Source organism: Shigella sp. FC1661 (assembly GCF_001712525.1).
GTDB classification, from domain to species: Bacteria; Pseudomonadota; Gammaproteobacteria; order Enterobacterales; family Enterobacteriaceae; genus Escherichia; species Escherichia coli.
This window is the reverse complement of sequence record NZ_MDGW01000157.1, coordinates 1-5,450: the sequence shown is the minus strand read 5'-3', so window position 1 is coordinate 5,450 and position 5,450 is coordinate 1. Positions and strand designations below refer to the sequence as shown.

The following is a 5,450-nucleotide window of genomic DNA, read 5'->3' as shown; positions in this document are numbered from 1 at the left end:
CCCCTGGGCGAAATGCGCCTGGTAAGCAGAGTTTTTGAAATGTAAGGCCTTTGAATAAGACAAAAGGCTGCCTCATCGCTAACTTTGCAACAGTGCCCTGCACTGAACGTCAGAAGCCGACTGCACTATAGCAGCGGAGGGGTTGGATCCATCAGGCAACGACGGGCTGCTGCCGGCCATCAGCGGACGCAGGGAGGACTTTCCGCAACCGGCCGTTCGATGCGGCACCGATGGCCTTCGCGCAGGGGTAGTGAATCCGCCAGGATTGACTTGCGCTGCCCTACCTCTCACTAGTGAGGGGCGGCAGCGCATCAAGCGGTGAGCGCACTCCGGCACCGCCAACTTTCAGCACATGCGTGTAAATCATCGTCGTAGAGACGTCGGAATGGCCGAGCAGATCCTGCACGGTTCGAATGTCGTAACCGCTGCGGAGCAAGGCCGTCGCGAACGAGTGGCGGAGGGTGTGCGGTGTGGCGGGCTTCGTGATGCCTGCTTGTTCTACGGCACGTTTGAAGGCGCGCTGAAAGGTCTGGTCATACATGTGATGGCGACGCACGACACCGCTCCGTGGATCGGTCGAATGCGTGTGCTGCGCAAAAACCCAGAACCACGGCCAGGAATGCCCGGCGCGCGGATACTTCCGCTCAAGGGCGTCGGGAAGCGCAACGCCGCTGCGGCCCTCGGCCTGGTCCTTCAGCCACCATGCCCGTGCACGCGACAGCTGCTCGCGCAGGCTGGGTGCCAAGCTCTCGGGTAACATCAAGGCCCGATCCTTGGAGCCCTTGCCCTCCCGCACGATGATCGTGCCGTGATCGAAATCCAGATCCTTGACCCGCAGTTGCAAACCCTCACTGATCCGCATGCCCGTTCCATACAGAAGCTGGGCGAACAAACGATGCTCGCCTTCCAGAAAACCGAGGATGCGAACCACTTCATCCGGGGTCAGCACCACCGGCAAGCGCCGCGACGGCCGAGGTCTTCCGATCTCCTGAAGCCAGGGCAGATCCGTGCACAGCACCTTGCCGTAGAAGAACAGCAAGGCCGCCAATGCCTGACGATGCGTGGAGACCGAAACCTTGCGCTCGTTCGCCAGCCAGGACAGAAATGCCTCGACTTCGCTGCTGCCCAAGGTTGCCGGGTGACGCACACCGTGGAAACGGATGAAGGCACGAACCCAGTGGACATAAGCCTGTTCGGTTCGTAAGCTGTAATGCAAGTAGCGTATGCGCTCACGCAACTGGTCCAGAACCTTGACCGAACGCAGCGGTGGTAACGGCGCAGTGGCGGTTTTCATGGCTTGTTATGACTGTTTTTTTGTACAGTCTATGCCTCGGGCATCCAAGCAGCAAGCGCGTTACGCCGTGGGTCGATGTTTGATGTTATGGAGCAGCAACGATGTTACGCAGCAGGGCAGTCGCCCTAAAACAAAGTTAACCCGGAACCAAAATTGTGAAAGTATCATTAATGGCTGCAAAAGCGAAAAACGGAGTGATTGGTTGCGGTCCACACATACCCTGGTCCGCGAAAGGAGAGCAGCTACTCTTTAAAGCCTTGACGTACAACCAGTGGCTTTTGGTGGGCCGCAAGACGTTCGAATCTATGGGAGCACTCCCTAATAGGAAATACGCGGTCGTTACTCGCTCAGCCTGGACGGCCGATAATGACAACGTAATAGTATTCCCGTCGATCGAAGAGGCCATGTACGGGCTGGCTGAACTCACCGATCACGTTATAGTGTCTGGTGGCGGGGAGATTTACAGAGAAACATTGCCCATGGCCTCTACGCTCCATATATCGACGATTGATATTGAGCCGGAAGGAGATGTTTTCTTTCCGAATATTCCCAATACCTTCGAAGTTGTTTTTGAGCAACACTTTAGCTCAAACATTAACTATTGCTATCAAATTTGGCAAAAGGGTTAACAAAGCTATGCAATTGACGGTAAAAAGCTTCGTTCGCTTCGCTTGCTACGCTTCTTACCGCAATTGATAACGGCGTTAGATGCACTAAGCACATAATTGCTCACAGCCAAACTATCAGGTCAAGTCTGCTTTTATTATTTTTAAGCGTGCATAATAAGCCCTACACAAATTGGGAGATATATCATGAAAGGCTGGCTTTTTCTTGTTATCGCAATAGTTGGCGAAGTAATCGCAACATCCGCATTAAAATCTAGCGAGGGCTTTACTAAGCTTGCCCCTTCCGCCGTTGTCATAATCGGTTATGGCATCGCATTTTATTTTCTTTCTCTGGTTCTGAAATCCATCCCTGTCGGTGTTGCTTATGCAGTCTGGTCGGGACTCGGCGTCGTCATAATTACAGCCATTGCCTGGTTGCTTCATGGGCAAAAGCTTGATGCGTGGGGCTTTGTAGGTATGGGGCTCATAATTGCTGCCTTTTTGCTCGCCCGATCCCCATCGTGGAAGTCGCTGCGGAGGCCGACGCCATGGTGACGGTGTTCGGCATTCTGAATCTCACCGAGGACTCCTTCTTCGATGAGAGCCGGCGGCTAGACCCCGCCGGCGCTGTCACCGCGGCGATCGAAATGCTGCGAGTCGGATCAGACGTCGTGGATGTCGGACCGGCCGCCAGCCATCCGGACGCGAGGCCTGTATCGCCGGCCGATGAGATCAGACGTATTGCGCCGCTCTTAGACGCCCTGTCCGATCAGATGCACCGTGTTTCAATCGACAGCTTCCAACCGGAAACCCAGCGCTATGCGCTCAAGCGCGGCGTGGGCTACCTGAACGATATCCAAGGATTTCCTGACCCTGCGCTCTATCCCGATATTGCTGAGGCGGACTGCAGGCTGGTGGTTATGCACTCAGCGCAGCGGGATGGCATCGCCACCCGCACCGGTCACCTTCGACCCGAAGACGCGCTCGACGAGATTGTGCGGTTCTTCGAGGCGCGGGTTTCCGCCTTGCGACGGAGCGGGGTCGCTGCCGACCGGCTCATCCTCGATCCGGGGATGGGATTTTTCTTGAGCCCCGCACCGGAAACATCGCTGCACGTGCTGTCGAACCTTCAAAAGCTGAAGTCGGCGTTGGGGCTTCCGCTATTGGTCTCGGTGTCGCGGAAATCCTTCTTGGGCGCCACCGTTGGCCTTCCTGTAAAGGATCTGGGTCCAGCGAGCCTTGCGGCGGAACTTCACGCGATCGGCAATGGCGCTGACTACGTCCGCACCCACGCGCCTGGAGATCTGCGAAGCGCAATCACCTTCTCGGAAACCCTCGCGAAATTTCGCAGTCGCGACGCCAGAGACCGAGGGTTAGATCATGCCTAGCATTCACCTTCCGGCCGCCCGCTAGCGGACCCGGGTCAGGTTCCGCGAAGGTGGGCGCAGACATGCTGGGCTCGTCAGGATCAAACTGCACTATGAGGCGGCGGTTCATACCGCGCCAGGGGAGCGAATGGACAGCGAGGAGCCTCCGAACGTTCGGGTCGCCTGCTCGGGTGATATCGACGAGGTTGTGCGGCTGATGCACGACGCTGCGGCGTGGATGTCCGCCAAGGGAACGCCCGCCTGGGACGTCGCGCGGATCGACCGGACATTCGCGGAGACCTTCGTCCTGAGATCCGAGCTCCTAGTCGCGAGTTGCAGCGACGGCATCGTCGGCTGTTGCACCTTGTCGGCCGAGGATCCCGAGTTCTGGCCCGACGCCCTCAAGGGGGAGGCCGCATATCTGCACAAGCTCGCGGTGCGACGGACACATGCGGGCCGGGGTGTCAGCTCCGCGCTGATCGAGGCTTGCCGCCATGCCGCGCGAACGCAGGGGTGCGCCAAGCTGCGGCTCGACTGCCACCCGAACCTGCGTGGCCTATACGAGCGGCTCGGATTCACCCACGTCGACACTTTCAATCCCGGCTGGGATCCAACCTTCATCGCAGAACGCCTAGAACTCGAAATCTAACGTCCGTTCGGGCATCGAGGTCCATGTCGGGGTGGGACGGGCCCGTGGCTTCAAGATCACTTGCAGTCCGACCGCGATGTCTTGGTTGCGCGAGAGGTTGTCGATATCCTCCACTTCCACTACAGACAATCTGCTGTTTTGCCGGCGGTGCTTCTTCCAGAGATATGCAGGACTCGCCGTTGAGTTCGCGTACCGTACGCTCAAGAATGACGCTGAAGTTTTTCCGGATGAATGCCGTGTTAGCCTGCGCCAGCTGCAGTGCTGTGTTAATACCCAGCGCATTCAGCTTTTCCGTCAGTCTGCGTCCTACTCCCCAGACCTCACCAACTGGCTGCAACCCCAGTAGCTTCAAGATCCGATTACGGTTTTCTGCCGTCAGCGCGACCACACCGGAAAACTGTGGCCATTGCTTTGTTGCCCACTGGGCACTTTTAGCCAGCGTTTTTGTAGGCGCAATGCCCACCCCCATGGTGAGTCCTGTCCAGCTCTTTACCTGTTCCCTGAGCTGATGACCAAAAATCTCCGGAGAGATGCAATGATTTATCCCCCGCAAATCAATGAACATTTCATCAATTGAGTAGGGCTCAACTGCGGGAGAAAGCGACTCCAGAACAGCCATAACCCGTTGGCTCATGCTGTGGTACAGCGCATAATTGCTGGAAAATACATGTATTTTCTTCTCCAGGCGCATTTGTCTCACCTGAAACCAGGGCTGCCCCATTCTGATGCCAAGGGCTTTTGCCTCCGGGCTGCGCGCGATCACACAGCCATCGTTATTGCTGAGTACGATGACCGGTTCGTTGCGAAGGTCCGGGCGGAAAACTTTTTCACATGAGGCGTAGAAACTGTTGATATCAGCCAGTGCAAACATCAGCGTAACTCCCGCGTCCTGTGTATCACGTGAGTGACAACACCAAAAATACAGATGTTTTCCGGATACAGTGTGCGGAACTCCGGGCTGTCTGAAACCGGCTCCAGTGCCGGGCGTGGGCGCAACAGCAGTCGTTTGACGGTGAACTCACCGTCGATCTCAGCGATAACGATGTCCCCGTGTTGTGGTTTTTCGGCCCTGTCCACTACCAGCAGATCACCATTCTGCACGCCAGCCTGGTTCATCGATTCACCGCTGGCGCGCAGAAAGAAGGTGGCTGCAGGTCTGCTGATGCAATAGCTGTTCAGATCCAGTTCCTGCTCAGCATAATCAGTGGCAGGCGAAGGAAAACCGGCCTGGCAACGATCGGCAAACAACGGTCGCACGTAACTGTCATCGCCTGAAGGGTCAGCCGGACGGTGATAAACGGTACTCATGCTGCAGGCAGCCAGCTGTCGTCCTGCCAGATTTCTTCCAGCAGAGACAGGATACGTTCTTTATCCTTGTCGTTGCGGGCTCCTGTGACAGATACAGACGGGGCGCTGCCCTGGTCTATACGCAGCCAGGCACTGTTGCAAAGTTAGCGATGAGGCAGCCTTTTGTCTTATTCAAAGGCCTTACATTTCAAAAACTCTGCTTACCAGGCGCATTTCGCCCAGGGGAT

Annotated in this window: 7 protein-coding genes and 1 pseudogene; 4 read left to right on the top strand and 4 right to left on the bottom strand. The window is 56.6% G+C overall.

Annotation, left to right across the window (positions count from 1 at the left end; translation table 11 throughout):
* Window positions 1–280: 280 nt before the first annotated feature.
* On the bottom strand, window positions 281–1,294 hold the full coding sequence (gene intI1, locus BFF42_RS10640; RefSeq protein WP_000845048.1) for a class 1 integron integrase IntI1: 1,014 nt from the start codon (window positions 1,292–1,294) through the stop codon (window positions 281–283).
* A 155-nt stretch (window positions 1,295–1,449) separates the two neighbouring features.
* Here intI1 and dfrA5 point away from each other — a divergent pair, with 155 nt between their 5' ends.
* From dfrA5 to BFF42_RS10615, 4 genes are all read left to right on the top strand, one after another.
* Window positions 1,450–1,923, top strand: a complete 474-nt coding sequence (dfrA5, locus tag BFF42_RS10635; protein WP_001317507.1) for a trimethoprim-resistant dihydrofolate reductase DfrA5 — start codon at window positions 1,450–1,452, stop codon at window positions 1,921–1,923.
* A gap of 183 nt (window positions 1,924–2,106) precedes the next feature.
* Window positions 2,107–2,454 carry a quaternary ammonium compound efflux SMR transporter QacE delta 1 gene (locus BFF42_RS10630; protein ID WP_000679427.1) on the top strand — a complete coding sequence of 116 codons (348 nt, stop codon included), beginning with the start codon at window positions 2,107–2,109 and terminating at the stop codon, window positions 2,452–2,454.
* Window positions 2,448–3,287 carry a sulfonamide-resistant dihydropteroate synthase Sul1 gene (gene sul1, locus BFF42_RS10625; RefSeq protein ID WP_000259031.1) on the top strand — a complete coding sequence of 280 codons (840 nt, stop codon included), beginning with the start codon at window positions 2,448–2,450 and terminating at the stop codon, window positions 3,285–3,287. The genes BFF42_RS10630 and sul1 overlap by 7 nt, the downstream gene beginning before the upstream one ends.
* Window positions 3,288–3,414: 127 nt before the next feature.
* Window positions 3,415–3,915 carry a GNAT family N-acetyltransferase gene (locus tag BFF42_RS10615; protein ID WP_000376623.1) on the top strand — a complete coding sequence of 167 codons (501 nt, stop codon included), beginning with the start codon at window positions 3,415–3,417 and terminating at the stop codon, window positions 3,913–3,915.
* Between the two features lie 100 nt (window positions 3,916–4,015).
* On the opposite strand, the pseudogene umuC reads toward BFF42_RS10615, so the two are convergent.
* From umuC to BFF42_RS10600, 3 genes and pseudogenes are all read right to left on the bottom strand, one after another.
* Window positions 4,016–4,786 (bottom strand): annotated as a pseudogene (gene umuC, locus BFF42_RS10610) (translesion error-prone DNA polymerase V subunit UmuC); the annotation flags it as partial.
* Window positions 4,786–5,223, bottom strand: coding sequence for a translesion error-prone DNA polymerase V autoproteolytic subunit (umuD, locus tag BFF42_RS10605; protein ID WP_000109071.1), 438 nt, complete (start codon window positions 5,221–5,223; stop codon window positions 4,786–4,788). The pseudogene umuC and the gene umuD, both read right to left, overlap by 1 nt.
* Window positions 5,220–5,342, bottom strand: a complete 123-nt coding sequence (locus tag BFF42_RS10600) for a DinI-like family protein (RefSeq protein ID WP_224158315.1) — start codon at window positions 5,340–5,342, stop codon at window positions 5,220–5,222. Before BFF42_RS10600 ends, umuD begins: the two co-directional genes overlap by 4 nt.
* Between the last annotated feature and the right edge of the window lie 108 nt (window positions 5,343–5,450).